The following is a 25,532-nucleotide window of genomic DNA, read 5'->3' as shown; positions in this document are numbered from 1 at the left end:
ACGGGAGCTCGAATAGCACGAAGCCTGGCCGAGGCCAGGCTTCGTTGACAGAAACCCGTTGGGAAGAAGGAAAGTTCAGTAAGAACGTTCCTACAACTCCGGCTGCTGCCTTTTTACCATCTCTTGCTTAGCCGCGAAACTCGGCACGACCACGGTAAACCGCTTTGGCGCCCAGTTGCTCTTCGATACGCAGCAGTTGGTTGTACTTGGATACGCGGTCGGAACGGCACAGCGAACCGGTCTTGATCTGGCCCGCAGCGGTACCCACGGCCAGGTCGGCAATGGTCGAGTCTTCGGTTTCACCGGAACGGTGCGAAATCACCGCGGTGTAGCCGGCAGCCTTGGCCATCTGGATGGCTTCGAGGGTTTCGGTCAGCGAGCCGATCTGGTTGAACTTGATCAGGATCGAGTTACCGATGCCCTTCTCGATGCCTTCCTTGAGGATCTTGGTGTTGGTCACGAACAGGTCGTCGCCAACCAGCTGGACCTTTTCACCGATCTTGTCAGTGAGGATTTTCCAGCCAGCCCAGTCCGACTCGTCCAGGCCATCTTCGATGGAGATGATCGGGAAGCGCTCGGTCAGGCCTTTGAGGTAGTCTGCGAAGCCTTCGGCATCGAAGGACTTGCCTTCGCCGGACAGGTTGTACTTACCGTCTTCGTAGAATTCGGAAGCGGCGCAGTCCAGTGCCAGGGTCACGTCGGTGCCCAGTTTGTAGCCGGCTTTTTCGACGGCTTCGGCGATTGCACCCAGGGCATCTTCGTTGGAGGCCAGGTTAGGGGCGAAGCCACCTTCGTCACCCACGGCAGTATTCAGGCCACGGGCCTTGAGCACAGCCTTGAGGTGGTGGAAGATTTCGGTGCCCATGCGCAGGCCGTCGGAGAAGGTCTTGGCGCCAACCGGCTGAACCATGAACTCCTGGATGTCGACGTTGTTGTCGGCGTGCTCGCCGCCGTTGATGATGTTCATCATCGGAACCGGCATGGAGTACTGGCCTGGGGTGCCGTTCAGGTTTGCGATGTGCGCGTACAGCGGCAGGTCCTGGTCCTGGGCAGCGGCCTTGGCGGCAGCCAGGGAAACAGCCAGGATGGCGTTGGCGCCCAGCTTGGCCTTGTTCTCGGTACCGTCCAGCTCGATCATGGCGCGGTCCAGGGCCTTCTGGTCAGCCGGGTCCTTGCCCAGCAGCAGGTCGCGGATAGGGCCGTTGATGTTGGCGACAGCCTTCAGCACGCCCTTGCCCAGGTAACGGCTCTTGTCGCCATCACGCAGCTCCAGCGCTTCGCGCGAGCCGGTGGAAGCACCGGACGGCGCGCAAGCGCTGCCGATGATGCCGTTGTCGAGCAGTACATCGGCTTCCACGGTGGGGTTGCCACGCGAGTCGAGAACTTCACGACCTTTGATGTCGACGATTTTTGCCATTGTTGTAAGCACTCCAGAATTGACGAAAACAACGCAGCTTTAGGGAATTCTTGCCTTTCACCAGGCAGGGACGCAGCAGGCAGGCCTGGCAAAAGCAACCCCTGACCGAGTGGTCAGGGGTAGATCGGGGCGTACTTTACCCGAGAAATGAGCCTCGCGCGGACTTAACCGTCGGAAAACTCACCAAAGACCCGAAAAAATCAGGCCTTGTTCTTCTGCGCCAGGGCCGCCTTGACGAAGCCGCTGAACAGCGGATGACCGTCACGCGGGGTGGAGGTGAACTCCGGGTGGAACTGGCAGGCAACGAACCATGGGTGGTCCTTGGACTCGACCACTTCGACCAGCGCGCCGTCTTCGGACCGACCGGAAACCACCAGGCCGGCGTCAACCAGCTGTGGCAGCAGGTTGTTGTTGACCTCGTAACGGTGGCGGTGGCGCTCGGTGATCACGTCCTTGCCATAGCAGTCGTGCACCTTGGAGCCGGCTGCCAGCTGGCAGTCCTGTGCACCCAGGCGCATGGTGCCGCCCAGGTCGGAGGCCTCGTCACGGGTTTCGACCGCGCCGGTGGCATCGGCCCACTCGGTGATCAGGCCGACGACCGGGTGGCCGCTGTTGCGGTCGAACTCGGTGGAGTTGGCGTCTTTCCAGCCCATGACGTTACGGGCGAATTCGATCACCGCGACCTGCATGCCCAGGCAGATGCCCAGGTACGGCACCTTGTTCTCACGGGCATATTGAACCGCAGTGATCTTGCCTTCCACGCCACGCAGGCCGAAACCGCCGGGGACCAGAATGGCATCGGCGCCCTCGAGCAGGCTGGTGCCCTGGTTCTCGATGTCTTCCGAGTCGATGTAGCGCAGGTTGACCTTGGTACGGTTGGTGATACCGGCGTGGCTCATCGCTTCGATCAGCGACTTGTACGCATCCAGCAGTTCCATGTACTTGCCGACCATGGCGATGGTCACTTCGTGCTCAGGGTTGAGCTTGGCATCGACCACCTTGTCCCACTCGGACAGGTCGGCGCCGTTGCACTGCAGGCCGAAGCGCTCGACGACGAAGTCGTCCAGGCCTTGTGCGTGCAGCACACCCGGGATCTTGTAGATGGTGTCGACGTCTTCCAGCGAAATCACCGCACGCTCTTCAACGTTGGTGAACAGCGCGATCTTGCGGCGCGAGGAAGCATCGACCGGGTGGTCGGAACGGCAGATCAGCACGTCTGGCTGCAGGCCGATGGAGCGCAGTTCCTTGACCGAGTGCTGGGTCGGCTTGGTCTTGGTTTCGCCAGCAGTGGCAATGTACGGGACCAGGGTCAGGTGCATCAGCATCGCGCGCTTGGAACCCACTTCGACGCGCAACTGGCGAATGGCCTCGAGGAATGGCTGCGACTCGATGTCGCCCACGGTACCGCCGATTTCCACCAGGGCCACGTCGGCGTCGCCAGCACCCTTGATGATGCGGCGCTTGATTTCGTCGGTGATGTGCGGAATGACCTGGATGGTCGCGCCCAGGTAATCACCACGGCGCTCTTTGCGCAGCACGTGCTCGTAGATACGGCCGGTGGTGAAGTTGTTGTTCTGGGTCATGGTGGTGCGGATGAACCGCTCGTAGTGGCCCAGGTCGAGGTCGGTCTCGGCGCCATCGTGGGTGACGAACACTTCACCATGCTGGAACGGGCTCATCGTGCCCGGGTCGACGTTGATGTACGGATCCAGCTTGAGCATGGTGACCTTCAGGCCCCGCGCTTCCAGGATGGCCGCCAGGGAAGCCGAGGCAATGCCTTTCCCCAATGAAGAAACAACACCGCCCGTGACGAATATGTAGCGCGTCATGAAAAACCCTAGAAGTCTGCGTTAAGGCGGCCAGCGCCGCCGGAGAAAGCGAAGGAAGGCCGAAGCCCCCGATCACCTGCGTCAATCACAGTGCATCTCGAACAACTGCCGCGTCTGTACAGACCAGGGGTATCCCCGGCATGGAGCTCGCTCGTCATTTCAGAATCAGCCCAGCAAAAAACTGCTTGGTAATCGGCAACTCCTGTGTTTTCGCGGAACCCACAGAAGCTGTATCAAGAAGGGAGGGTAGTCTACCCGAATGTACCCTTCAGCTCAAACCTTGCGCGTTCGTCGGTAACTGCCAGTGCAGCTGCCAACCCGCCTGCCCCAGCCCGGGCAAATTGGCCACTGCCAGCAGGCGCTCGCCCTGGTACAGCAAGGGCAGGCGCGCACGCAGGAAATGCGGCACCTGCTGCTCGTTGAGCAGGCGTTTGAGGTCGCGCCGGCCGCGCCCGGGCACCTCCAGTATTTCGCCGCCCTGGCGGTAGACAACCCGTAGCCCGCCAACCCCGGCTGCGCCAACAAGCCGCACGTTACCGTTGCCCGGCAGTGGCAACGGCATACCTGGATCCGGCCAGGCCAGCTGACCGGCGGCTGGCTGCAGCCAGTCGCCACTCAGCCACCAGATGCGCCCTTGGCTACGCTGCAACTGCCCGTCGGTCAGCCGCCACACCGGCTGGGCATCGGCGGCGGCATCGCGCAGGTCTGCCCAACCCGCCCAATGGCGGGTATCGGGCAGCCGCGTGCGTTGGCTCAGCCAGTACTGCAAGGCGTTGCGCTGGCGCGCCGGCGACAGCGCCACCAGGCTAGCCAGGTCGAGGGAGGCCAGCCCCGGCCAGGCGGCAGGCGCCCCCTGCTGCGCGGTCACCAGATCGCCCTGGGCCAGTTCGTCGAGCAGGCCCAGCGCCTCGCCCAGGTGCTCGGCGGCACGGGCGAAATTCTGGCCAACCTGTGGCCAGCGCTGCTGCAACTGCGGCATCACCTCCCGGCGCAGAAAGTTGCGGGCAAAACGGGTGTCAGCGTTGGAAGGGTCGTCGATCCAGGCGAGCCCGCGGGCCTGCGCATAGGCCTGCAACTGCTGCCGGGCACAGCCCAGCAACGGCCTGACCAGGCTGCCCTGCCCTAGCGGCCGCTGCCCCGGCATGGCCGCCAGGCCACGCAAACCGGCACCGCGCAGCAAGCGCAACAGCAGGGTTTCAGCCTGGTCGTCACGGTGCTGGCCGGTGAACAGAATGTCGCCCGGACCGAGGGTTTGCTGGAAAGCCGCATAGCGGGCGTCGCGGGCCGCCTGTTCCAGGCTGGCGCCGGGGCTGACCTGAACGTGGATTACCTCGAGTGCGATGCCGAGGTTGGCGCAGACGGCCTGGCAATGGGCGGGCCAGGCGTCAGCGGCGGCTTGCAGGCCATGGTGGACATGAACCGCACGCAAGGGCGGCGCTGCGTGGCTGCGGGCGTAGTCGGCCAGCAGGTGCAGGAGGACGGTAGAGTCGAGGCCGCCGGAGAAGGCGATGTACCAGGTGGGGGCGTTGAGCCAGGGGGTGAGGTTGATCATGAAGGCCTCACATGGCTTGAGATCGCCGGGGGGGTGCTTTGCACCCCATTCGCCGGCAAGCCAGCTCCCACATTATGAGAAAGCGGACTTGCCGGCGAATGGGCCGCAAAGCGGCCCCGGATCACATCACGGAATCAGACACCGTAGCTCATCAGGCGCTCGTAACGACGGGCCAGCAGCGCGTCATTGTCGAACTTGCCGAGCATGTCCAGCTGCTGCACCAGGTCAGCGCGGATGCTTTCCGACATCGCAGCCGGGTCACGATGCGCGCCGCCCAGCGGCTCCTGGATGACCTTGTCGACGATGTTCAGGCTCTTCAGACGCTCGGCGGTAATGCCCATGGCTTCGGCAGCATCGGCAGCCTTGTCGGCGGTCTTCCACAAGATCGACGCGCAACCTTCTGGCGAGATCACCGAGTAGGTGGAGTACTGCAGCATGTTCAGCTGGTCGCAGACACCAATGGCCAGTGCACCGCCCGACCCACCTTCACCGATCACGGTGGCGATGATCGGGGTTTTCAGGCGCGCCATCACCCGCAGGTTCCAGGCGATGGCTTCGCTCTGGTTGCGCTCTTCGGCGTCGATGCCCGGGTAGGCACCCGGGGTGTCGATGAAGGTCAGGATCGGCATCTTGAAGCGCTCGGCCATTTCCATCAGGCGGCAGGCCTTGCGGTAACCTTCAGGGCGCGGCATACCGAAGTTGCGGCGCACCTTTTCGCGCACTTCGCGGCCTTTCTGATGGCCGATGACCATGACCGGCTTGCCATCCAGGCGCGCAGTGCCGCCGACGATGGCAGCGTCATCGGAGAAGTGGCGATCGCCGTGCAGCTCTTCGAACTCGGTGAAGATGTGCTCCAGGTAGTCCAGGGTGTAGGGACGACGTGGGTGACGCGCCAGGCGTGCAATCTGCCAGCTGGTCAGGTTGCCGAAGATGCTTTCGGTCAGAGTGTTGCTCTTGTCTTGCAGACGGGCAATTTCATCGCTGATGTTCAGCGAATTGTCGTTACCCACCAGGCGCAGGCCTTCGATCTTGGCTTGCAGGTCGGCAATCGGCTGTTCGAAATCGAGAAAATTCGGGTTCATAGTCATCCGTCTTGGGTCTACGGCCAGGCGGCCGGCCGGTTGATCCGTTTGGCGCCATACCTTAAGGGATCAGGCGCATTCAGGTCGAGATTAAATTTTTGTCGGTTCAACGATATTGCAGGAAGACGTTCTCACGTCCGAACTGGTCACGCAGTGCCTGAATCAGCCCATCGGCAGGGTCGATCGCCCACTGCTCGCCAAACTGCAACATGGCCTTGGCGTCACTGCCGGTGTACTCCAGCGTGATCGGGCAGGCACCGCGGTGGCGGGTGATCAGTTCGCCCAGCCATTTCAGCCGGTCGCCCTTCAAGGCTTCGTGCGCCACCTTCAGGCGCAGGCTTTCGGCCAGCTTGGTGCGCGCGTCTTCCATGGTCATGACCTGCTTGACCCGCAGGCGCAAGCCACCGGAGAAGTCGTCATTGCTGACCTCCCCTTCGACCACCACCATGGCGTCGGCCTGCAGCAACGACTGCGCCGCGATATAGGCGTCGGCGAACAACGAGGCCTCGATCCGCCCGGAGCGGTCATCCAGGGTGACGAAGCCCATCTTGTCACCCTTCTTGTTCTTCATCACCCGCAGCGCAATGATCATGCCGGCGATGGTCTGGGTTTCACGCGACGGTTTGAGGTCGATGATGCGCTGGCGGGCGAAGCGGCGAATCTCGGTTTCGTACTCGTCGATCGGGTGGCCGGTCAGGTACAGCCCCAAGGTGTCCTTTTCGCCTTTCAGGCGTTCCTTCAGGGTCAGCTCGCGCACCTTGCGGTGGTTGGCGTAAACATCGACATCCGCCGCGTCGAACATGCCCCCGAACAAGTCGACATGGCCACTGTCCGCGGTATGCGCGGCCTGCTCGGCGGCCTTGATGGCCTCACCCAGTGCCGAAAGCAAGGTCGCCCGGTTAATGTCGATGTGGGCATGGTAGGCCTTGATTTCGTCATGGAAATGCGGGCCCAACCGGTCCAGCGCACCACTGCGCACCAGCGCATCGAGGGTGCGCTTGTTGACCCGTTTGAGGTCGATGCGCTCACAGAAGTCGAACAGGTCCTTGAACGGCCCGCCCTGGGCACGGGCTTCGACGATGGCCTCTACCGGGCCTTCGCCGACGCCCTTGATGGCGCCCAGGCCGTAGACGATACGGCCGTCGTCGTTCACGGTGAACTTGAAATCGGAGAAGTTCACGTCCGGCGCATCCAGGCGCAGCTTCATGCTGCGCACCTCCTCCACCAGCACCACGACCTTGTCGGTGTTGTGCATGTCCGCCGACAGCACCGCCGCCATGAACGGTGCCGGGTAGTGGGTTTTCAGCCAGGCGGTCTGGTACGACACCAGGCCGTAGGCCGCGGAGTGGGATTTGTTGAAGCCGTAACCGGCGAATTTCTCTACCAGGTCGAAGATGTTGCCTGCCAGGTCCGCATCGATATTGTTGGCCACACAGCCTTCGATGAAACCACCGCGCTGCTTGGCCATTTCCTCGGGCTTTTTCTTGCCCATGGCCCGGCGCAGCATGTCGGCGCCACCGAGGGTGTAGCCGGCCATCACCTGGGCAATCTGCATCACCTGCTCCTGGTACAGGATGATGCCGTAGGTGGGGGCCAGCACTGGCTTGAGGCCTTCGTACTGGTAGTCGGAGTGCGGGTAGGCCAGCTCGGCACGGCCGTGCTTGCGGTTGATGAAGTCGTCCACCATGCCCGACTGCAGCGGGCCGGGGCGGAACAGTGCCACCAGTGCGATGAGGTCTTCCAGGCAGTCGGGCTTGAGCTTCTTGATCAGCTCCTTCATGCCACGCGATTCAAGCTGGAACACCGCCGTGGTCTCGGCCTTCTGCAACAGCTCGTAGGTTTTGCGGTCGTCCAGCGGGATGAAGTCGATATTCACGTCGGGCAGGTTTTTCTTGGCCTGCTCGCGGTTGATGATCTCCATGGCCCACTTGATGATGGTCAGGGTACGCAGGCCGAGGAAGTCGAACTTCACCAGCCCCGCCGCCTCGACGTCATCCTTGTCGAACTGGGTTACCAGGCCGCCGCCTTCTTCGTCACAGGCGATCGGTGAGAAGTCGGTGAGCTTGGTCGGGGCGATCACCACGCCACCAGCGTGCTTGCCGGTACCCCGGGTCACACCTTCGAGCTTCAGCGCCATGTCCCAGATTTCGCGGGCGTCCTCGTCACCCTTGAGGAAGTCACGCAGGATCTCTTCCTGCTCGTAGGCCTTCTCCAGGGTCATGCCCACTTCGAACGGAATCATCTTCGACAGGCGGTCGGCCAGGCCGTAGGACTTGCCCTGAACCCGTGCCACGTCACGCACCACCGCCTTGGCAGCCATGGTGCCGAAGGTGATGATCTGGCTGACCGCGTTGCGGCCATAAGCCTCGGCCACATAGTCGATAACCCGGTCACGGCCATCCATGCAGAAGTCGACGTCGAAGTCGGGCATGGAAATACGTTCAGGGTTGAGGAAGCGCTCGAACAGCAGGTCATAGGCCAGCGGGTCGAGGTCGGTGATCTTCAGCACATAGGCCACCAGCGAACCTGCGCCCGAACCACGGCCAGGGCCTACCGGCACGTCGTTGTTCTTGGCCCACTTGATGAAGTCCATCACGATCAGGAAGTAACCGGGGAAGCCCATCTGGATGATGATGTCCAGTTCGAACTTCAGCCGGTCGAGGTAAACCTGGCGCTTCTCTTCGTAATTGGGCGTGGTCTCCTTCGGCCACAGGACCGCCAGGCGCTCTTCCAGGCCCTCGTGGGACACGTGCCGCAGGTAGTCGTCGATGCCCATGCCGTTGGGCGTGGGGAAGTCAGGCAGGAAGTACTTGCCCAGCTGCACCTGGATGTTGCAACGCTTGGCGATTTCGACGGTGTTGGCGATGGCATCGGGCAGGTCGCTGAACAGCTCGGCCATTTCCTCGGACGACTTGAGGTACTGCTGGTCGCTGTAGCAACGCGGCCGGCGAGGGTCGTCTAGGGTCCAGCCTTCACCGATGCAAACCCGGGTTTCATGCGCGTCGAAATCGGACTGCTTGATGAAACGCACGTCGTTGGTGGCCACCAGCGGCGCGCCGAGCCTGTCGGCCAGGGCCACGGCAGCATGCACATATTCCTCGTCGCGAGCGCGGTTGGTGCGCTGCACTTCTACGTAGAAGCGCTCGGGGAACATGCCCATCCAGTCTTGCAGCAGGGCCTGGGCTTCGTCGTCACGGCCGGCCAGCAGGGCCATGCCGATGTCACCTTCCTTGCCGGCCGACAAGGCGATCAGGCCTTCGCTGGCCGGCGCGATCCATTCACGCTGCAGGATCACCAGGCCGTTGCGCTGGCCGTCGGTCCAGCCGCGCGAGATCAGCTCGGTGAGGTTGCGATAGCCCTTGGGATTCATGGCCAGCAGGCAGATGCGCGACAGCGGTGCTTCCGGGTCGGCGCCGGCCAGCCACAGGTCTGCCCCACAGATCGGTTTGATGCCGGCGCCCATGGCCGTCTTGTAGAACTTCACCAGCGAGCACATGTTGCTCTGGTCGGTGATGGCCACTGCTGGCATGTTCATCCCGGCCAGCGCCTTGGCCAGCGGCTTGATCCGCACCAGGCCGTCAACCAGCGAGAATTCGGAGTGGACGCGCAGGTGAACGAAGGGAACCGACATGGGAGATCCTGTAGCAGTGCTGAACGACAAGGGCGGGATTGTAGCTTAATTGCGCGGGGGTTTTGGGGCTGCGTGTAGGAGCAACTGCCTTTCTCAAAATTTGAAAAGCCTGCGCGATTCATTGTGGGAGCGGGCTTGCCCGCGAAGCAGGCGACGCGGTGCACGGCACCGGCTGTGCCGGTGTTCGCGGCTAAAGCGCCTGCAAGGGCCCCCGATAACGCCTCATTGGTCAGACCAGCGAACCGATGACGCCTTCACGCGCGTCCCAGGCGGCCCGCACCGGTGCGAACGAACGCCGATGAATGGGCGTAGGCCCAAGCCGGGCCAAGGCCTCCAGATGTACCGGCGTGGGGTAGCCCTTGTGCCCGCCGATACCGTAACCGGGGTAGATCAGCTCGAACGCGCTCATTTCACGGTCACGGCTGACCTTGGCCAGAATCGAGGCTGCCGCAATCGCCGGGACCTGGCTATCGCCCTTGACCACCGGAGCTGCCGGCACGGCCAGTTTCGGGCAGCGGTTGCCGTCGATCAGCGCAAGCTTCGGTGTGACGTGCAGGCCTTCGACCGCGCGCTGCATGGCCAGCATGGTGGCCTGCAGGATATTGAGCCGGTCGATTTCCTCGACCTCGGCACGGGCGATGCAAAAGCTCAGGGCCTTTTCGCAAATCTCGTCGAACAGGGCCTCGCGCTTGGCTTGCGTGAGTTTTTTCGAATCGTTCAGGCCGAGAATCGGCCGGGTTGGGTCGAGGATCACCGCTGCCGTTACCACCGCACCGCACAGCGGGCCACGGCCCACTTCGTCAACGCCGGCGACCAGGTCTTCGACCAGGTTGAAGTCCAGTCCAAATTGCATGTCAGCGGTCCTTGAGCAGGGCCAGCACCGCCTCGGCCGCCTGATTGGAGGCGTCGCGGCGCAGGGTGCGGTGAATTTCGTCGAAACGTTCGGTCTGCCGGCTCCCATCGCGCAACAACGGTACCAGGGTATTGGCCAACGCCTCGCTGGTGGCAGCGTCCTGCAGCAGTTCAGGTACCAGCTCACGCTGCGCCAACAGGTTGGGCAACGACACGTAGGGGCTTTTCACCAGCCGCTTGAGAATCCAGTAGGTCAGCGGCGCCAGGCGGTAAGCCACCACCATCGGCCGCTTGTACAGCAAGGCTTCGAGGGTGGCGGTACCCGAGGCGATCAACACCGCGTCGCAGGCGGCCAGGGCGTGGTGCGACTGGCCATCGAGCAGCATCAGCGGCAACTGCCGCCCTTCGAGCATCTGCTCGACCTGCGCGCGCCGCGCCGCGTTGGCACACGGCAGTACGAAGCGCACGCCCGGTACGTGGTGGCACAGGCGCTCGGCAGCATCGAGGAACAACGCCCCCAAGCGGCCAACCTCGCCGCCGCGGCTGCCCGGCATCAGGGCCACCACCGGGCCCTCGCCCAGGCCCAGGGCGGCACGCGCACCTGCGCGGTCGGCCTGCAGCGGGATGGTGTCGGCCAGCGGGTGGCCGACAAAGCGCACCGGCACGCCCTGCTCTTCATAGAACCGCGCCTCGAACGGCAGCAGGGTCAGCATCAGGTCGCAGCCTTCGCGGATCTTCAGCACCCGCTTCTGCCGCCAGGCCCAGACCGACGGGCTGACGTAGTGCACGGTCTTGATCCCGGCCTGCCGCAGTTTCAGCTCGATGTTGAGGGTAAAGTCAGGCGCATCGATACCGATGAACACATCCGGCTTTTCATCGATCAGGGTCTGGATCAGCAGTTTGCGCCGCTTGAGCAGCTCGCGCAGGCGCCCCAGCACCTCCACCAGGCCCATGACCGCCAGGCGTTCCATCGGGAAATAGGATTGCAGGCCTTCGGCTTCCATCAAGGGGCCGCCCACCCCGATAAAGCGTATGTCGGGGTGGCGCTCCCTGAGGGCACGCATCAGGCCTGAACCCAGAATATCGCCGCTGGCCTCACCGGCCACCAGCGCTACGCAAAGCCGGGCCATGTCAGCGGGTGATGCCGCGAGCGGAGTTCACGATCGACTGGCGGAACAGCTCGACCTCAGGGTGCAGCGCAGCAGGCTCGGCCAGCTCCTTGAGTGCGTCTTCGACGGTAAGGCCCTGACGATAGACAATTTTGTAGCAGCGGCGCAGCACGTGGATCACTTCGGCGCTGAAACCGCGCCGGCGCATGCCCTCGAAGTTCATGCTGCGGGCTTCGGCCGGGCTACCGAACACGGTCACGAAGGCCGGTACGTCCTTGCCGATCGCCGTACCCATGCCGGAAAACGCGTGGGCACCAATATGGCAGTACTGGTGCACCAGGGTGTAGCCGGACAGGATCGCCCAGTCGCCCACATGCACATGCCCGGCAAGGGCCGTGTTGTTGACCAGAATGCAGTGGTTACCGATGACGCTGTCGTGGCCGATGTGGGCATAGGCCATGATCAGGTTGTGGTCGCCCAGGGTGGTTTCGGCACGGTCCTGAATGGTCCCACGGTGAATGGTCACCCCTTCGCGGATCACGTTGTGGTCGCCAATCACCAGGCGCGTCGGCTCACCCTTGTACTTGAGGTCCGGGGTGTCTTCGCCAATCGACGAAAACTGAAAGATACGGTTGTGCTTGCCGATGCGGGTCGGCCCCTTCAACACAACATGCGGGCCGATAACGGTGCCCTCCCCGACCTCGACATCGGGGCCCACGATCGACCAAGGGCCCACCTCGACACCGTCGGCGAGCTTGGCCGAGGGATCGATGATGGCCCGAGGATCAATCGAATTCATAGGGAGCGTTCCGCGCAGGTGATTTCTGCCGAGCACACCGGCTTGCCGTCGACCAGGGCGCGGCATTCGAACTTCCAGATCATGCTCTTGCGGCTGAGGAACTTGGCTTCCAGCACCAACTGGTCACCCGGCAGCACCGGCTGGCGGAAACGCAGCTTGTCGGAGCCGACGAAGTAATACAGGGTGCCATCGGCAGGCTTGGCATCGAGCATCTTGAAACCCAGGATACCGGCCGCCTGGGCCATGGCTTCGATGATCAGGACGCCCGGCATGATCGGGTGCGCCGGGAAGTGGCCATTGAAGAACGGCTCGTTGATGCTGACATTCTTGTAGGCACGAATGCTCTGGGCCTCGTAGTCCAGCTCCGTCACGCGGTCCACCAGCAGGAACGGGTAACGGTGAGGCAGGTATTCGCGAATCTCGTTGATGTCCATCATTTCGGGGGGGAAGCCTGTAATAAGAATAGGGAGCGCAGGTGCTGACCGCACGCTCCTTTTGCAATCCAAAGAGGAGCCAGCTAGCGACTGTTCACTCTTGCTCAGGGAATGGTATCAGCCTTCTGATGCCGGCTGGCCACCTGAGGTCACGGTATCGACGCGTTTTTCCAGCTGCTGGAGGCGCTTGGCCATATCGTCCAGGTGGCGGATACGCGCGGCGCTCTTGCGCCAGTCAGCCAATGGCTGCATGGCCGTACCGGAAGAATAGGAGCCCGGCTCGGTGATCGAGCGGGTAACCATGGTCATTCCGGAAATGAATACGTTATCGCAAACATCAATGTGCCCCACCAGCCCCACGCCACCCGCCAGCATGCAGTGCTTGCCAATGCGCGTGCTGCCGGAAATACCGACACACGCAGCCATGGCGGTGTGGTCGCCGATCTGCACGTTGTGGGCGATCTGGATCTGGTTATCCAGCTTGACCCCATCGCCGATGCGCGTGTCCGACAGCGCGCCACGGTCGACCGCCGTGTTGACGCCGATTTCCACATCATCGCCGATGGTAACGCCGCCAATCTGGGCGATCTTGCGCCAGATGCCCTTCTCGTTGGCGAAGCCAAAGCCTTCACCGCCGATCACCGCACCCGACTGAATGACCACGCGCTTGCCGATGGTGACGTCGTGATACAACGTGACCCTCGGTGCCAGCCAGCCGCCTTCACCCACCACGCAACGGGCACCAATGAAGCAATGTGCACCAATGCTCACGTTGGCGCCGATACGGGCGCCACTTTCGATGACCGCGAACGGCCCGATGCTGGCGCTGGCATCTACCTGGGCATCCTCGGCCACCACGGCGCTGGGATGGATTCCCGCCACAGCCTTGGGTTTCGGATCGAACAGGTGGGAAATGCGCGCATAAGCCAGGTACGGGTCGGCCACGACCAGGGCATTGCCGGCAAAGCTTTCGGCGTCCGAGGCCTTGAGCAGCACCGCGCCGGCCTGGCAGTTATCCAGGTACTTGCGGTACTGCGGGTTGGCCAGGAAGGTCAACTGCCCGGGGCCAGCCTCTTGCAAGGTGGCCAGCCCGGTAATCTGCAGCGCCTCGGGCCCCTTCAGGGTGGCACCGAGGGCCTCGGCCAGCTGGCCTAGCGTCATGGTCACACTCATATCAACGGGCTTGGTTCATGCGCTCGATGACCTGGCGGGTGATGTCGTACTGAGGTTTGACATCGATGACCGCGCCACGCTCGAGAACCAGGTCGTAACCGCCTTTCTTGATCACTTCCTCAACAGCGCCATCCAGCTTCGGCTTCAGCTGCTTGAGCATGTCACGGTCGGCAACGGCCTTGGCTTCGTTCAGCTCCTTGGACTGGAACTGGAAGTCGCGGGCTTTTTGCTTGAACTCGAGCTCCAGGCGCTCACGCTCCTGCTGCTGCATCTTGTCGCCGCCCTTGATCAAGCGGTCCTGGATACCCTTGGCGCTGCTTTCCAGGCTTTTCAGCTTGGTCAGTTGCGGGCCGAATTTCTTCTCGGCATCCACCGCGTACTTCTTGGCGGCGTCCGATTCCAGCAGGGCCATCTGATAGTTCAGCACGGCAACCTTCATTTCGGCGAAAGCCGGGGTGGCGACCAGCGCCGCGGCCACTACGGCCAGTTGAGCCAATTTACGCACGATGCACTCCTGGATAAACCGTTGTCGTTAAGCAAGGGCCGACCTTAGAAGGTCTGGCCCAGAGAGAATTGGAACACCTGGGTATCGGCATCGTCCGGCTTCTTGACCGGCATTGCCAGGCTGAAGCTCAGCGGGCCCAGTGCAGTAATCCAGGTCACGCCCAGGCCGACCGAACTGGCCATGCCCGAGAAACCGACCTTCTCGCAATCAGGCTTCTTGCCGCAGTTGGTGTCGAACACGTTACCCACATCCCAGAACACGGAGGTGCGCAGCGAACGCTGGTCCTTGACGAACGGCAGCGGGAACAGGAGCTCGACGCCACCTTGTACGAGGACGTTACCGCCAAACGGTAGTGGATCCTTGTCCGGATCCTCAATAGTCCCCGGTTTACCCCCATTTTTCTCACCGCGGCTTGGGGTACTGCGTGGGCCCAGGCTGCTGTCTTTGAAGCCGCGGACGGAGTTGAAGCCACCCGCGAAGTAGTTCTCGTAGAACGGCAGGCCGGAGGTGCTGCCATAACCATCACCATAGCCCAGCTCGGTGTGCAGGCGCAGGGTGTAGTCATTGTTGATCGGCTGGAACAGCTGGCCACGGTAGTCGAGCTTGAAGAACGACAGGTCGCTGCCTGGAATGGTCGATTCCAGGGTCAGGCTTTGCGAGTGACCGCGGGTCGCCAGCACACCTTTGTTCAAGGTCGACTCGGACCAGCCGATCGACGCCTTGAAGTTGAGGAAGTTGTCGCCTTCCTGGTCGAGGAAATCGAAGATCTCGTCGACGGTGTACTTGCCGGTCTTGATCTTGTCCTGCTGCACGCTCAGGCCGTAGGTCAGGCGCGAAGTTTCGCTGATCGGGTAGCCCAGGCTCACACCTGCACCGAGGCTGTCCACCGCATAGCTGGCCACGTCGACATCGAGGTCATCGTAGTTGGTGCTGCGGTAGAAGGCGTTGTAGCCCAGGCTCACGCCGTCGGCAGTGAAGTAGGGATCCACGAAGCCAAAGTTGTAGCGGGTCTGGTATTCCGAACGGGTCAAGCCGATGGACACCTTGTTACCGGTGCCGAGGAAGTTGCTCTGGCTGATCGAACCACCCAGGATCAGGCCCGCGCTCTGGGCGAAACCGACGCTGGCGGTGATCGAACCGGAGGCTTGCTCCTCCACGCTGTAGTTGACGTCGACCTGGTCATCGGTGCCCGGCACCGGTGGGGTCTCGACGTTGACTTCCTTGAAGAAGCCCAGGCGCTCGAGGCGGGTCTTGGACTGGTCGATCAGGTAGGTCGACGCCCACCCGCCTTCCATCTGGCGCATTTCGCGACGCAGCACTTCGTCTTCGGTCTTGGTGTTGCCACGGTAGTTGATGCGGTTGACGTAGGCACGCTTGCCCGGGTCGACCACGAACATGATGTCTACCGTGTGGTCCTGTTCATTCGGCTGTGGCACGCCGTTGACGTTGGCGAAGGTGTAGCCCTCGTTGCCCAGGCGGCGGGTGATCAGCTCGGACGTGGTGGTCATCACCTTGCGCGAGAATACCTGGCCAGGCTGCACCAGCAGCAGCGACTTGACCTGGTCTTCCGGCACCTTGAGGTCACCGGACAGCTTCACGTCGCGAACGGTGTACTTCTCGCCTTCGTTGATGTTGACGGTGATGTAGACGTGCTTCTTGTCTGGCGTGATCGACACCTGGGTCGAGGCGATGTCCATGTTGATGTAGCCGCGGTCCAGGTAGTAGGAACGCAGGCGCTCAAGGTCACCGGACAGCTTTTCGCGGGCGTACTTGTCGTCATTCTTGAAGAACGACAGCCAGTTGGTGGTTTTCAGCTCGAACAACTGGCCCAGGGTATCGTCGTCGAACACGTTGTTGCCGACGATGTTGATGTGCTGGATGGCCGCGACCGTGCCTTCGTTGATCTTGATCTTCAGTGCCACGCGGTTGCGCGGCTGCGGCACCACCTCGGCGTCGACCTCGGCCGAGTAGCGGCCCTGGGCCACGTACTGGCGCTGCAGTTCGTTACGCACGCCTTCAAGGGTGGCACGCTGGAAGATCTCGCCTTCGGCCAGGCCGGATTGCTTCAGGCCTTTCATCAGGTCATCGGTGCTGATCGCCTTGTTGCCTTCGATCTCGATGCTCGACACCGACGGGCGCTCGACCACGTTGATGATCAGCACATTGCCATCGCGGTTCAACTGGATGTCCTGGAAGAACCCGGTCTTGAACAGGGAACGGGTCGAGTCCACCAGGCGGCGGTCATCAGCCTGGTCACCGACGTTCAGCGGCAAGGCACCGAACACGCTGCCGGCGGATACCCGCTGCAGGCCGTTGACGCGAATATCGGAGATGGTGAAGGACTCGGCGTGAACTTCAGCGATCATCAGTGCGGACATGACCGCAGTTAGCAGCAGACGTTTCATGAAGTCCTTTTATTCCAACTGGCAATAAACAACCCGCCGTGAAAAAACGGCGGGTTCGCAATTGAGCGAAGCTTTATAGTCGACCCAGATCGTTGATCAGGGCGAGCAACATCACCCCTATGACCAAACTGATACCGATCTGGACCCCCCAACCTTGCACCCGATCCGACAGCGGACGACCGCGCGCCCACTCGACCAGATAAAACAGCAAATGCCCCCCATCGAGTACCGGGATGGGCAGCAGGTTAAGAACCCCCAGGCTTATGCTCAGGTAGGCGAGGAAATTCAGGAAATCCCCGATGCCGGACTGGGCTGAAGCGCCCGCCACTTTAGCAATGGTTATCGGTCCACTCAAGTTTTTTACCGAGAGCTCCCCGAACAGCATTTTCTTCAGCGATTCGAGGGTAAGGACACTCATGTTCCAGGTGCGTGACAAGCCCTCGCCCACCGCCTCCAGCGGGCCATAGCTGACTTCGCGAAGCATGCTGGCAGGCCATTCGCCACCTTTGACCCCGGCACCCAGGTACCCGGCAACGGCCTTGCCCTCGCCCTTGTGGGCCAGGACCACCGGCACGTCGAGGGCAGCACCGTCGCGCTCCACGCGGACCTGCACCTTGGCATCCGGCCGGGCACGTACACTGTCGACCACCTGCTGCCATTCGGTCACGGCAACGCCGTCGACCGCCAGCAGCTTGTCACCGCTCTTGAGGCCCGCAGCGGCAGCCGGCCCTTTCGGGTCGATCTCGGCCAGCACCGGCGCAATCGCCGGGCGCCATGGGTGCAGCCCAAGGGACTGGATCGGGTCTGGCTCATCGGCGCCCTTCAACCAGCTGTCCAGCTTGACCTGCAACTGGCGCTCGGCACTGGCGCCATCGTCGCGCACGCCAACCTGCAAGGTGCCGCTCTCGCCCAGGCGCCGCACCAGCTGCAGGTTGACCGCCGCCCAACCGCTGGTCGGCTTGCCGTCCACAGAGACGATTTCCTGACCTGCGGCCAGCCCGGCCGACGCCGCCAGGCTGCCGGCATCGACGCTACCAATGACCGGGCGAACCTGTTGGGTACCCAGCATCGCCAGCAGCCAGAAGAACACGATTGCCAGCAGGAAATTGGCGGTCGGGCCGGCCGCGACAATGGCGATACGCTGGCCTACCGGTTTGCGGTTGAACGACTGGCCGAGCAACGCCGGCGGCACATCACCTTCGCGCTCGTCGAGCATCTTCACGTAGCCGCCCAGCGGGATCGCCGCCACGACGAACTCGGTGCCATGGCGGTCATGCCAGCGCAGCAGCGGCGTGCCGAAACCCACCGAAAAACGCAGCACCTTCACGCCACAGCGGCGCGCGACCCAGAAGTGGCCGAATTCATGAAAGGTCACCAGCACCCCCAGGGCCACGAGGGTGCCGATAATCATGTAGAGCGCTGTCATGTCCATCTCCGAATGATATTCAGCGGGGCGGGGCAATACCCTGCCCCCTCACGCACCGTAGCGAGCCTGCATCAGCGGCCGTGGCGGCGCAGCCACTCCCGGGAAAGCTCCCGGGCCCGCTGGTCGGCGGCGAACACCGCGTCCAGGGAAGGCAGGGGCACCACAGGTTCCTGCTCGAGTACCTGTTCGATCATACCCGCGATCTCCGGGAAGCGAATACGCCGCTCGAGAAATGCTTGCACCGCCACTTCGTTGGCGGCATTGAGCACGGCGGGGGCACTGTTGCCGGCTTCGGCAGCCTGCCGCGCGAGGCGCAGGCAAGGGAAGCGTTGTTCGTCGGGCGCCTGGAAATCCAGACGGGCGACGGCGAACAGGTCCAGCGGCGCCACCCCGGAGTCGATCCGTTCGGGCCAGGCCAGGGCGTTGGCGATCGGGGTGCGCATGTCCGGGTTGCCCAGCTGGGCAAGGACCGAGCCATCCACGTAGTCGACCAGCGAGTGGATCACGCTCTGCGGGTGCACTACCACTTCGACCTTGGCCGGCGCAGCATCGAACAGCCAACAGGCTTCGATCAGTTCCAGCCCTTTATTCATCATGCTGGCCGAATCCACGGAGATCTTGCGCCCCATCGACCAGTTAGGGTGCGCACAGGCTTGCTCCGGGGTCACCCCCATCAGCGCTTCGACGGGCGTTTCACGGAACGGGCCACCGGAAGCCGTCAGCAGGATCCGCCGCACCCCCACCGCACTCAGGCCACGGGCATAGTCGCCAGGCATGCACTGGAAGATAGCGTTGTGCTCGCTGTCGATCGGCAGCAGCACGGCGCCATGGCGCCGCACGGCGTCCATGAACAGGGCCCCCGACATCACCAGCGCTTCCTTGTTGGCCAGCAGGACCTTCTTGCCCGCCTCGACAGCCGCCAAGGTGGGCCGCAAGCCGGCAGCCCCGACGATGGCCGCCATCACGGCGTCCACTTCACTTGCCGATGCCACCTGGCACAGCCCGGCGTCGCCTTCGAGCACCTCGGTTGCACAACCGGCCGCCGCCAGACCTGCACGCAACCGCATGGCCGCTTCACCGCTCGGCACCACGGCGAACGCCGGGCGGTGGCGCACGCACAGGGCCAGCAGTTCGTCCACACGCGAATAGCCACTGAGGGCGAACGCCTGGTAGCGATCAGGGTGCCGGGCAATCACGTCCAGGGTGCTCAGGCCGATGGAGCCGGTGGCACCGAGCACGGTGATACGTTGCGGGCGAGTCACATGACACCCCATTCGGCAGCCCACAACAACACGGCAAAGATCGGGATCGCTGCCGTCAGGCTGTCGATGCGGTCGAGCACACCGCCGTGGCCGGGGAGCAGGTTGCTGCTGTCCTTGATGCCGGAGCGGCGCTTGAACATGCTCTCGGTCAGGTCACCGACCACCGAGGCCATCACCAGCAGCGCAGCACCCAGCAGGCCGAGCAGCACCTGGCCGACGCCCCAGTCGCGGCTTATGCCCACACCGAGGGTGATCAGCAAGCTGACCGCCAGCCCGCCATACACGCCTTCCCAGCTCTTGCCGGGGCTGACCTGCGGGGCCAGCTTGCGCTTGCCGAATGCACGGCCAGAAAAGTACGCGCCGATGTCGGCAGCCCACACCAGCACCATGACCGAGAGAATCAGCCAGTTGCCCAGCGGCCAGTGCTTGAGCAGCACCAACCCCTGCCAGGCGGGCAGCAATACCAGCAGGCCTATCAGCAGCCGGCAGGCAGCACTGGCCCACAACTCGCTGCTGCGTGGATAGGTCAGCACCAGCCAGGTCGCCAACCCCCACCAGATCACTGCGGCGCCGAGCACCCAGGGGGCCAGCTCCGGCAGGATGTACAGCAGCATCAGCGCCCCGGCCACCACCAGGGCGTAAGCAATGCGCAGCGGCTGGGCCATCAGGCCGGCCAGGCGCGCCCACTCCCAGGCACCGAGGGTCACTACGAAGCCGATGAACAGGGCAAAATCCCCACCGTTGAGCAGGAAGAAACCACCCAGCGCAATCGGCAGCAGGATCAGCGCGGTAATGATGCGTTGTTTAAGCATTAAGCACGAGCTCCAGCCTCGACCTGCTCGCTGGTCTTACCGAAGCGGCGCTGGCGCGAAGCGAAATCGGCCAGGGCTTTACGCATGGCCTCGTGTTTGAAGTCCGGCCAGTACAGGTCGGAGAAATACAGCTCGGCATATGCCAGCTGCCACAGCAGGAAATTGCTGATGCGATGCTCGCCACCGGTGCGGATACACAGGTCCGGCAACGGCAGCTCACCGGTTGCCAGGCACGTCTGCAGCAGGCCAGGGGTGATGTCGTCCGGGCGCAGGTGCCCGGCTTGCACTTCCCGCGCCAGCCGTTGCGCGGCCTGGGCAATGTCCCACTGACCGCCGTAGTTGGCAGCGATTTGCAGGATGAAGCGGTTGTTGCCGGCGGTCAGCGCCTCGGCTTCACGCATGGCAGCCTGCAACTCCGGGTGGAACCGCGAGCGGTCACCGATGATACGCAGGCTGATATTGTTTTCGTTGAGGCGCTTGGCCTCACGGCGCAGGGCCGAGAAGAACAGTTCCATCAGCGCACCGACTTCTTCGGCCGGGCGCTGCCAGTTTTCACTGGAGAAGGCGAACAGGGTCAGCACCTCGACCCCGGACTGGGCACAGACTTCGATGACCGCGCGAACGGCGTCGACACCCGCCTTGTGCCCGGCAACGCCGGGCAGCAGGCGTTTTTTTGCCCAGCGGTTGTTGCCGTCCATGATGATCGCGACATGACGCGGCACCGAGGACGGCACCGCTGGCTTGGTCTTTTCCATTAAAAAACCCCGGCCTCAGACGGCCATCAGGTCCTTTTCCTTGGCCTTGAAGGCAGCATCGACCTCGGCAACGAACTTGTCGGTCAGCTTCTGGATGTCATCAGCGGCGCGACGCTCTTCGTCTTCACTGATTTCCTTGTCCTTGGTCAGCTTCTTCAGGTCGGCCAGGGCGTCGCGGCGCACGTTGCGCACGGCTACCTTGGCGTCTTCGGCAACAGCGCTGGCCTGCTTGGTATAGCCCTTGCGGGTTTCCTCGGTCAGGGCCGGCATCGGCACGCGAATGGTGGTACCGGCGCTGGACGGGTTCAGGCCCAGGTCAGAGGTGAGGATGGCTTTTTCGATAGCCGCGCTGAGGTTCTTGTCGTGGGCGACGATCTTCAGCGTGCGGGCATCTTCGACGGTGATTGCAGCCACCTGGTTCAGCGGCATCTCGCTGCCCCAGGCAGTGACCCTGACGGTATCCAGGATGCTTGGGTGAGCGCGACCCGTACGGATGGCCGCCAGGTTGCGAGCCAGGGCCTCGAGGGACTTGGTCATGCGCTCCTGCGCGTCTTTCTTGATATCGTTGATCATTTCTGGACTTCCTCGATCAGAGTTCCTTCCGCGCCGCCATGCACGATGTTCAGCAGGGCGCCGGGCTTGTTCATGTTGAAGACGCGCAGCGGCATCTTGTGGTCGCGGCACAGGCAGATTGCCGTGAGATCCATTACCCCCAGCTTGCGATCCAGCACTTCATCGTAGGTCAGATGATCGAACTTCTCGGCATGCGGGTCCTTGAATGGATCTGCAGTGTATACACCATCGACCTTGGTTGCCTTCAATACCACGTCGGCATCGATTTCGATGGCGCGCAGGCAAGCGGCAGAGTCGGTGGTGAAGAACGGGTTGCCAGTACCGGCGGCGAAAATCACGACTTCCTTGGCGTTGAGGTGACGCATGGCTTTGCGACGGTCGTAATGATCGGTGACACCCACCATGGAGATCGCCGACATGACGATGGCAGTGATGTTCGCCCGCTCCAGCGCGTCGCGCATGGCCAGGGCATTCATCACGGTGGCCAGCATCCCCATGTGGTCGCCGGTAACACGGTCCATGCCGGCTGCACTGAGCGCCGCGCCACGGAACAGGTTGCCACCACCGATCACCAGGCCTACCTGAACACCGATGCCGACCAGTTGGCCGACTTCCAGCGCCATGCGATCCAGGACCTTGGGGTCGATCCCGAACTCTTCCGAGCCCATCAGGGCCTCGCCGCTAAGTTTGAGTAGAATGCGTTTATAGCGAGCCTGATGACCACTGCCCTGCTGAGCCATTGCGAATCTCTCCTGCGGCGTTTGTAAAATTCTTGCGGGCTGCTTGAGCCTGCTTGTAACTGTAACGTGACGCAACGATTGCGTCCGCGAGCAGCGGTTTCTGTAAACCGTTCCCGCTTTGACAAAGAGGCTGCGCGCGTGAGCGGGCAGCCTCTTTGGGGCGACAGACGGGGCTGTCTTACTGCTTGGCAGCAGCTACCTGAGCGGCAACTTCAGCAGCGAAGTCGTCGACTGGCTTCTCGATGCCCTCGCCTACTTTGAAGTAGGTGAAGGAAACGATTTCAGCACCGGCTTTCTTGGCCAGCTCGCCAACTTTGACTTCCGGGTTCATGACGAAAGCCTGCTCTTTCAGCGAGGCTTCAGCCTTGAACTTGGTGATACGGCCGTTGATCATGTTCTCAACGATGTTCTCTGGCTTGCCGGCGATCTTGTCAGCGTTCAGCTGCAGGAACACGCCCTTCTCACGCTCGATGGCCTCGGCGGAGATTTCCGACGAATCCAGGAACTCAGGGTTCGACGCAGCCACGTGCATGGCGATGTTCTTGGCCAGCTCGACGTCGCCGCCGTTCAGGACAACAACGGCACCGATCTTGTTGCCGTGCAGGTAGGCACCGACAACGTCACCCTCAACGCGCACCAGGCGGCGGATGTTGACGTTCTCGCCGCACTTGGCGACCAGGGCTTCACGAGCAGCTTCACGCGAAGCGATCAGCGGCGCAGCGTCGGTCAGCTTCTGGGCGAAGGCTTCTTCGAGGCTTTCAGCAACGAAGTTCTTGAAGTCGTCTTGCAGGGCCAGGAAGTCGGTCTGCGAGTTCACTTCCAGCAGAACGGCGGATTTACCGTCGGTCTTGACCGCGATAGCGCCTTCAGCAGCGACGTTGCCTGCCTTTTTGGCGGCCTTGATGGCGCCCGAGGCACGCATGTCGTCAATGGCTTTTTCGATGTCGCCGCCGGCCTTTTCCAGGGCCTTTTTGCAATCCATCATGCCTTCGCCGGTACGCTCGCGCAGTTCTTTGACCAGCGCTGCAGTAATTGCTGCCATTTCAAAATCCTCTTGGAAAGTTTTTCAACCATTCCACCCGTTGGTCACGGGCGTTAAATTCTGCAAATCCGCTGCTTGTGTTCCAGCAGGCCCATGATGCGGGGCCGATGCTGACAGCAGGATTTCAAGGTGGCAAAAAGGGGGCAGAGCCCCCTTTTCGCGTGCCAAGTAGACGCTAGCGCCTATTACTCAGCAGCAGGTGCAGCCGCTTCTTCAGCGTAGACTTCAGTGCCGCCGGCAACGTTGTTGCGGCCGCGGATGACGGCGTCAGCCATCGAAGTCATGTACAGCTCGATAGCGCGAATGGCGTCATCGTTACCTGGGATGATGTAGTCAACACCTTCCGGGCTGCTGTTGGTATCGACAACGCCGATAACCGGGATACCCAGTTTGTTGGCTTCGGTGATCGCGATGCGCTCGTGATCAACGTCGATAACGAACAGAGCGTCTGGCAGACCACCCATGTCCTTGATGCCGCCCAGGCTGCGATCCAGTTTTTCCAGGTCGCGGGAGCGCATCAGGGCTTCTTTCTTGGTCAGCTTGGCGAAAGTGCCATCTTCGGCCTGGGTTTCCAGGTCGCGCAGACGCTTGATCGAGGCGCGGATGGTTTTGTAGTTGGTCAGCATGCCGCCCAACCAACGGTGGTCAACGTATGGCGAACCGCAACGAGCAGCTTGCTCGGCGACGATCTTGCCGGCGGAACGCTTGGTGCCGACGAACAGGATCTTGTTCTTGCCCTGGGCCAGGCGCTCTACGAACGACAGAGCGTCGTTGAACATTGGCAGGGTTTTTTCCAGGTTGACGATGTGGATCTTGTTACGCGCGCCGAAAATGTACTTGCCCATTTTCGGGTTCCAGTAACGGGTCTGGTGGCCGAAGTGCACACCGGCCTTCAGCATATCGCGCATATTGACTTGGGACATGATAGTTCCTTGATAAGTCGGGTTGGGCCTCCACGTATCCCAATGACCAACCCGCGAATTCTGCAACTCGGGGCACCCAGGTCATCGTGTCGACACGTGTGTGGGTTAAATGCTGACGGGGTCGTGCCCGAAAGCGGCGCATGTTATACCACAGACCGCGGGCAAACGGAACCCGGTGGAAGCAGCTGCAAGCTGCAAGCTGCAAGCTGCAAGCTGCAAGCTGCAAGCAAAAGCAAAAGCAAAAGCAAAAAGCAAAAAGCAAAAAGCAAAAAGCAAAAAGCAGCCGACGCACGATCCGCTTCTTCTTGTAGCTTGCCACTTGCCACTTGCCACTTGCCACTTGCAGCTTGCAGCTGGACGCTCTGATAGAATAAGCCCTTTCCCGTTTGTTCGCGCCGTGCACGGCGCCGTAGAGAGCCTGTAATGACCGTTACCATCAAGACCGCAGAAGACATCGAAAAGATGCGCATCGCTGGCCGCCTGGCTGCCGAAGTGCTGGAAATGATCGAGGAACACGTCAAGCCCGGCGTCACCACCGAAGCGCTGGACCGCCTGTGCCACGACTACATCGTCAATGTTCAGCAGGCCATCCCGGCGCCGCTCAACTACAAAGGCTACCCGAAGTCGATCTGCACCTCGATCAACCATGTGGTCTGCCACGGCATCCCCAACGACAAGCCGCTCAAGGACGGTGACACGCTGAACATCGACGTCACCGTGATCAAGGACGGCTACCACGGCGATACCAGCCGCATGTTCCACGTCGGCACCGTGCCGGCATGGGCCGAGCGCCTGTCCAAGGTGACCCAGGAATGCATGTACAAGGCCATTGAACTGGTCAAGCCAGGGTGCCGCCTGGGCGACATCGGTGAAGTGATCCAGAAGCACGCCGAAAAGAACGGCTTCTCGGTGGTGCGTGAATTCTGCGGCCACGGTATCGGCAAGGTGTTCCACGAAGAACCGCAGATCCTCCACTACGGCCGCGCAGGCACGGGCATGGAACTGAAGGAAGGCATGACCTTCACCATCGAACCCATGATCAACCAGGGCAAGGCCGACACCAAGGTGCTGGGCGACGGCTGGACCGCCATCACCAAGGACCGCAAGCTCTCGGCCCAGTGGGAGCACACCTTGGTGGTGACTGCGACCGGCTACGAGATCTTCACCCTGCGCAAGGACGATACGATCCCGCGCACCTCGGCCTGAGCCCG

The 25,532-nt window shown here is 62.2% G+C and carries 22 protein-coding genes; 2 read left to right on the top strand and 20 right to left on the bottom strand.

Going from position 1 to position 25,532, the window contains the following annotated elements; genetic code table 11:
- Window positions 1-127: 127 nt before the first annotated feature.
- The 20 genes from eno to rpsB all read right to left on the bottom strand — a co-directional run bounded on the left by eno (window position 128) and on the right by rpsB (window position 24,321).
- Entirely contained in the window at window positions 128-1,417 is a 1,290-nt protein-coding gene (gene eno, locus FPB55_RS05565) for a phosphopyruvate hydratase (protein ID WP_054890065.1), read from the bottom strand.
- A gap of 200 nt (window positions 1,418-1,617) precedes the next feature.
- On the bottom strand, window positions 1,618-3,246 hold the full coding sequence (locus FPB55_RS05560; protein ID WP_012270851.1) for a CTP synthase: 1,629 nt from the start codon (window positions 3,244-3,246) through the stop codon (window positions 1,618-1,620).
- A 268-nt stretch (window positions 3,247-3,514) separates the two neighbouring features.
- Complete coding sequence (tilS, locus tag FPB55_RS05555) at window positions 3,515-4,798, bottom strand: tRNA lysidine(34) synthetase TilS (RefSeq protein ID WP_144187677.1); 1,284 nt, start codon at window positions 4,796-4,798, stop codon at window positions 3,515-3,517.
- Between the two features lie 134 nt (window positions 4,799-4,932).
- Entirely contained in the window at window positions 4,933-5,880 is a 948-nt protein-coding gene (locus FPB55_RS05550) for an acetyl-CoA carboxylase carboxyltransferase subunit alpha (RefSeq protein WP_054890067.1), read from the bottom strand.
- Between the two features lie 106 nt (window positions 5,881-5,986).
- Complete coding sequence (gene dnaE / locus FPB55_RS05545) at window positions 5,987-9,511, bottom strand: DNA polymerase III subunit alpha (RefSeq protein WP_009686938.1); 3,525 nt, start codon at window positions 9,509-9,511, stop codon at window positions 5,987-5,989.
- 229 nt (window positions 9,512-9,740) lie between these two features.
- Window positions 9,741-10,364 carry a ribonuclease HII gene (gene rnhB / locus FPB55_RS05540; RefSeq protein ID WP_029886977.1) on the bottom strand — a complete coding sequence of 208 codons (624 nt, stop codon included), beginning with the start codon at window positions 10,362-10,364 and terminating at the stop codon, window positions 9,741-9,743.
- 1 nt (window position 10,365) lies between these two features.
- Complete coding sequence (gene lpxB / locus FPB55_RS05535; RefSeq protein ID WP_144187675.1) at window positions 10,366-11,493, bottom strand: lipid-A-disaccharide synthase; 1,128 nt, start codon at window positions 11,491-11,493, stop codon at window positions 10,366-10,368.
- Between the two features lies 1 nt (window position 11,494).
- Window positions 11,495-12,271, bottom strand: coding sequence for an acyl-ACP--UDP-N-acetylglucosamine O-acyltransferase (lpxA, locus tag FPB55_RS05530; RefSeq protein ID WP_009686941.1), 777 nt, complete (start codon window positions 12,269-12,271; stop codon window positions 11,495-11,497).
- Entirely contained in the window at window positions 12,268-12,708 is a 441-nt protein-coding gene (gene fabZ, locus FPB55_RS05525; protein ID WP_004375427.1) for a 3-hydroxyacyl-ACP dehydratase FabZ, read from the bottom strand. The genes lpxA and fabZ overlap by 4 nt, the downstream gene beginning before the upstream one ends.
- A 114-nt stretch (window positions 12,709-12,822) precedes the next feature.
- A complete protein-coding gene (gene lpxD, locus FPB55_RS05520) occupies window positions 12,823-13,878 on the bottom strand; it encodes a UDP-3-O-(3-hydroxymyristoyl)glucosamine N-acyltransferase (protein WP_125855348.1) in 1,056 nt (351 codons plus the stop codon).
- Window position 13,879: 1 nt separating this feature from the next.
- The gene (locus FPB55_RS05515) at window positions 13,880-14,383 is read right to left on the bottom strand and encodes an OmpH family outer membrane protein (RefSeq protein ID WP_003252311.1); all 504 of its coding nucleotides are present in this window, start codon (window positions 14,381-14,383) and stop codon (window positions 13,880-13,882) included.
- A 44-nt stretch (window positions 14,384-14,427) separates the two neighbouring features.
- On the bottom strand, window positions 14,428-16,788 hold the full coding sequence (bamA, locus tag FPB55_RS05510; protein ID WP_125855349.1) for an outer membrane protein assembly factor BamA: 2,361 nt from the start codon (window positions 16,786-16,788) through the stop codon (window positions 14,428-14,430).
- Window positions 16,789-16,861: 73 nt separating this feature from the next.
- Window positions 16,862-18,214, bottom strand: coding sequence for an RIP metalloprotease RseP (gene rseP / locus FPB55_RS05505; RefSeq protein ID WP_144187673.1), 1,353 nt, complete (start codon window positions 18,212-18,214; stop codon window positions 16,862-16,864).
- A 71-nt stretch (window positions 18,215-18,285) separates the two neighbouring features.
- Entirely contained in the window at window positions 18,286-19,476 is a 1,191-nt protein-coding gene (ispC, locus tag FPB55_RS05500; protein WP_144187671.1) for a 1-deoxy-D-xylulose-5-phosphate reductoisomerase, read from the bottom strand.
- Window positions 19,473-20,288 (bottom strand): phosphatidate cytidylyltransferase, encoded by an 816-nt coding sequence (locus FPB55_RS05495; protein WP_029886983.1) that lies wholly within the window; start codon window positions 20,286-20,288, stop codon window positions 19,473-19,475. The genes ispC and FPB55_RS05495 overlap by 4 nt, the downstream gene beginning before the upstream one ends.
- Complete coding sequence (gene uppS / locus FPB55_RS05490; RefSeq protein WP_009686947.1) at window positions 20,288-21,043, bottom strand: polyprenyl diphosphate synthase; 756 nt, start codon at window positions 21,041-21,043, stop codon at window positions 20,288-20,290. The genes FPB55_RS05495 and uppS overlap by 1 nt, the downstream gene beginning before the upstream one ends.
- Window positions 21,044-21,058: 15 nt before the next feature.
- A complete protein-coding gene (gene frr, locus FPB55_RS05485) occupies window positions 21,059-21,616 on the bottom strand; it encodes a ribosome recycling factor (RefSeq protein WP_029886984.1) in 558 nt (185 codons plus the stop codon).
- A complete protein-coding gene (gene pyrH, locus FPB55_RS05480) occupies window positions 21,613-22,356 on the bottom strand; it encodes a UMP kinase (RefSeq protein WP_009686950.1) in 744 nt (247 codons plus the stop codon). Before pyrH ends, frr begins: the two co-directional genes overlap by 4 nt.
- Before the next feature lie 178 nt (window positions 22,357-22,534).
- Entirely contained in the window at window positions 22,535-23,398 is an 864-nt protein-coding gene (gene tsf / locus FPB55_RS05475; protein ID WP_009686951.1) for a translation elongation factor Ts, read from the bottom strand.
- A gap of 185 nt (window positions 23,399-23,583) precedes the next feature.
- Window positions 23,584-24,321 carry a 30S ribosomal protein S2 gene (gene rpsB, locus FPB55_RS05470; protein ID WP_003252287.1) on the bottom strand — a complete coding sequence of 246 codons (738 nt, stop codon included), beginning with the start codon at window positions 24,319-24,321 and terminating at the stop codon, window positions 23,584-23,586.
- Between the two features lie 175 nt (window positions 24,322-24,496).
- Here rpsB and FPB55_RS05465 point away from each other — a divergent pair, with 175 nt between their 5' ends.
- Both FPB55_RS05465 and map read left to right on the top strand, forming a co-directional pair.
- Complete coding sequence (locus FPB55_RS05465) at window positions 24,497-24,745, top strand: hypothetical protein (protein WP_144187669.1); 249 nt, start codon at window positions 24,497-24,499, stop codon at window positions 24,743-24,745.
- Complete coding sequence (gene map, locus FPB55_RS05460; protein WP_009686955.1) at window positions 24,745-25,527, top strand: type I methionyl aminopeptidase; 783 nt, start codon at window positions 24,745-24,747, stop codon at window positions 25,525-25,527. Before FPB55_RS05465 ends, map begins: the two co-directional genes overlap by 1 nt.
- The last annotated feature ends 5 nt before the right edge of the window (window positions 25,528-25,532 follow it).

Source organism: Pseudomonas sp. BJP69 (assembly GCF_007633355.1).
In the GTDB taxonomy this organism is placed as follows: Bacteria; Pseudomonadota; Gammaproteobacteria; order Pseudomonadales; family Pseudomonadaceae; genus Aquipseudomonas; species Aquipseudomonas juntendi.
This window is presented reverse-complemented; position numbering and strand designations above follow the sequence as displayed.

Coding starts and splice junctions, on each gene's coding strand:
- rnhB (WP_029886977.1), bottom strand. CDS start 10,364: ATGCAATTTGGACTGGACTTCAACCTGGTCGAAGACCTGGTCGCCGGC.
- pyrH (WP_009686950.1), bottom strand. CDS start 22,356: ATGGCTCAGCAGGGCAGTGGTCATCAGGCTCGCTATAAACGCATTCTA.
- FPB55_RS05550 (WP_054890067.1), bottom strand. CDS start 5,880: ATGAACCCGAATTTTCTCGATTTCGAACAGCCGATTGCCGACCTGCAA.
- uppS (WP_009686947.1), bottom strand. CDS start 21,043: ATGGAAAAGACCAAGCCAGCGGTGCCGTCCTCGGTGCCGCGTCATGTC.
- rpsB (WP_003252287.1), bottom strand. CDS start 24,321: ATGTCCCAAGTCAATATGCGCGATATGCTGAAGGCCGGTGTGCACTTC.
- fabZ (WP_004375427.1), bottom strand. CDS start 12,708: ATGATGGACATCAACGAGATTCGCGAATACCTGCCTCACCGTTACCCG.
- rseP (WP_144187673.1), bottom strand. CDS start 18,214: ATGACAGCGCTCTACATGATTATCGGCACCCTCGTGGCCCTGGGGGTG.
- lpxA (WP_009686941.1), bottom strand. CDS start 12,271: ATGAATTCGATTGATCCTCGGGCCATCATCGATCCCTCGGCCAAGCTC.
- tilS (WP_144187677.1), bottom strand. CDS start 4,798: ATGATCAACCTCACCCCCTGGCTCAACGCCCCCACCTGGTACATCGCC.
- lpxD (WP_125855348.1), bottom strand. CDS start 13,878: ATGAGTGTGACCATGACGCTAGGCCAGCTGGCCGAGGCCCTCGGTGCC.
- dnaE (WP_009686938.1), bottom strand. CDS start 9,511: ATGTCGGTTCCCTTCGTTCACCTGCGCGTCCACTCCGAATTCTCGCTG.
- bamA (WP_125855349.1), bottom strand. CDS start 16,788: ATGAAACGTCTGCTGCTAACTGCGGTCATGTCCGCACTGATGATCGCT.
- frr (WP_029886984.1), bottom strand. CDS start 21,616: ATGATCAACGATATCAAGAAAGACGCGCAGGAGCGCATGACCAAGTCC.
- eno (WP_054890065.1), bottom strand. CDS start 1,417: ATGGCAAAAATCGTCGACATCAAAGGTCGTGAAGTTCTCGACTCGCGT.
- FPB55_RS05560 (WP_012270851.1), bottom strand. CDS start 3,246: ATGACGCGCTACATATTCGTCACGGGCGGTGTTGTTTCTTCATTGGGG.
- tsf (WP_009686951.1), bottom strand. CDS start 23,398: ATGGCAGCAATTACTGCAGCGCTGGTCAAAGAACTGCGCGAGCGTACC.
- lpxB (WP_144187675.1), bottom strand. CDS start 11,493: ATGGCCCGGCTTTGCGTAGCGCTGGTGGCCGGTGAGGCCAGCGGCGAT.
- FPB55_RS05495 (WP_029886983.1), bottom strand. CDS start 20,288: ATGCTTAAACAACGCATCATTACCGCGCTGATCCTGCTGCCGATTGCG.
- map (WP_009686955.1), top strand. CDS start 24,745: ATGACCGTTACCATCAAGACCGCAGAAGACATCGAAAAGATGCGCATC.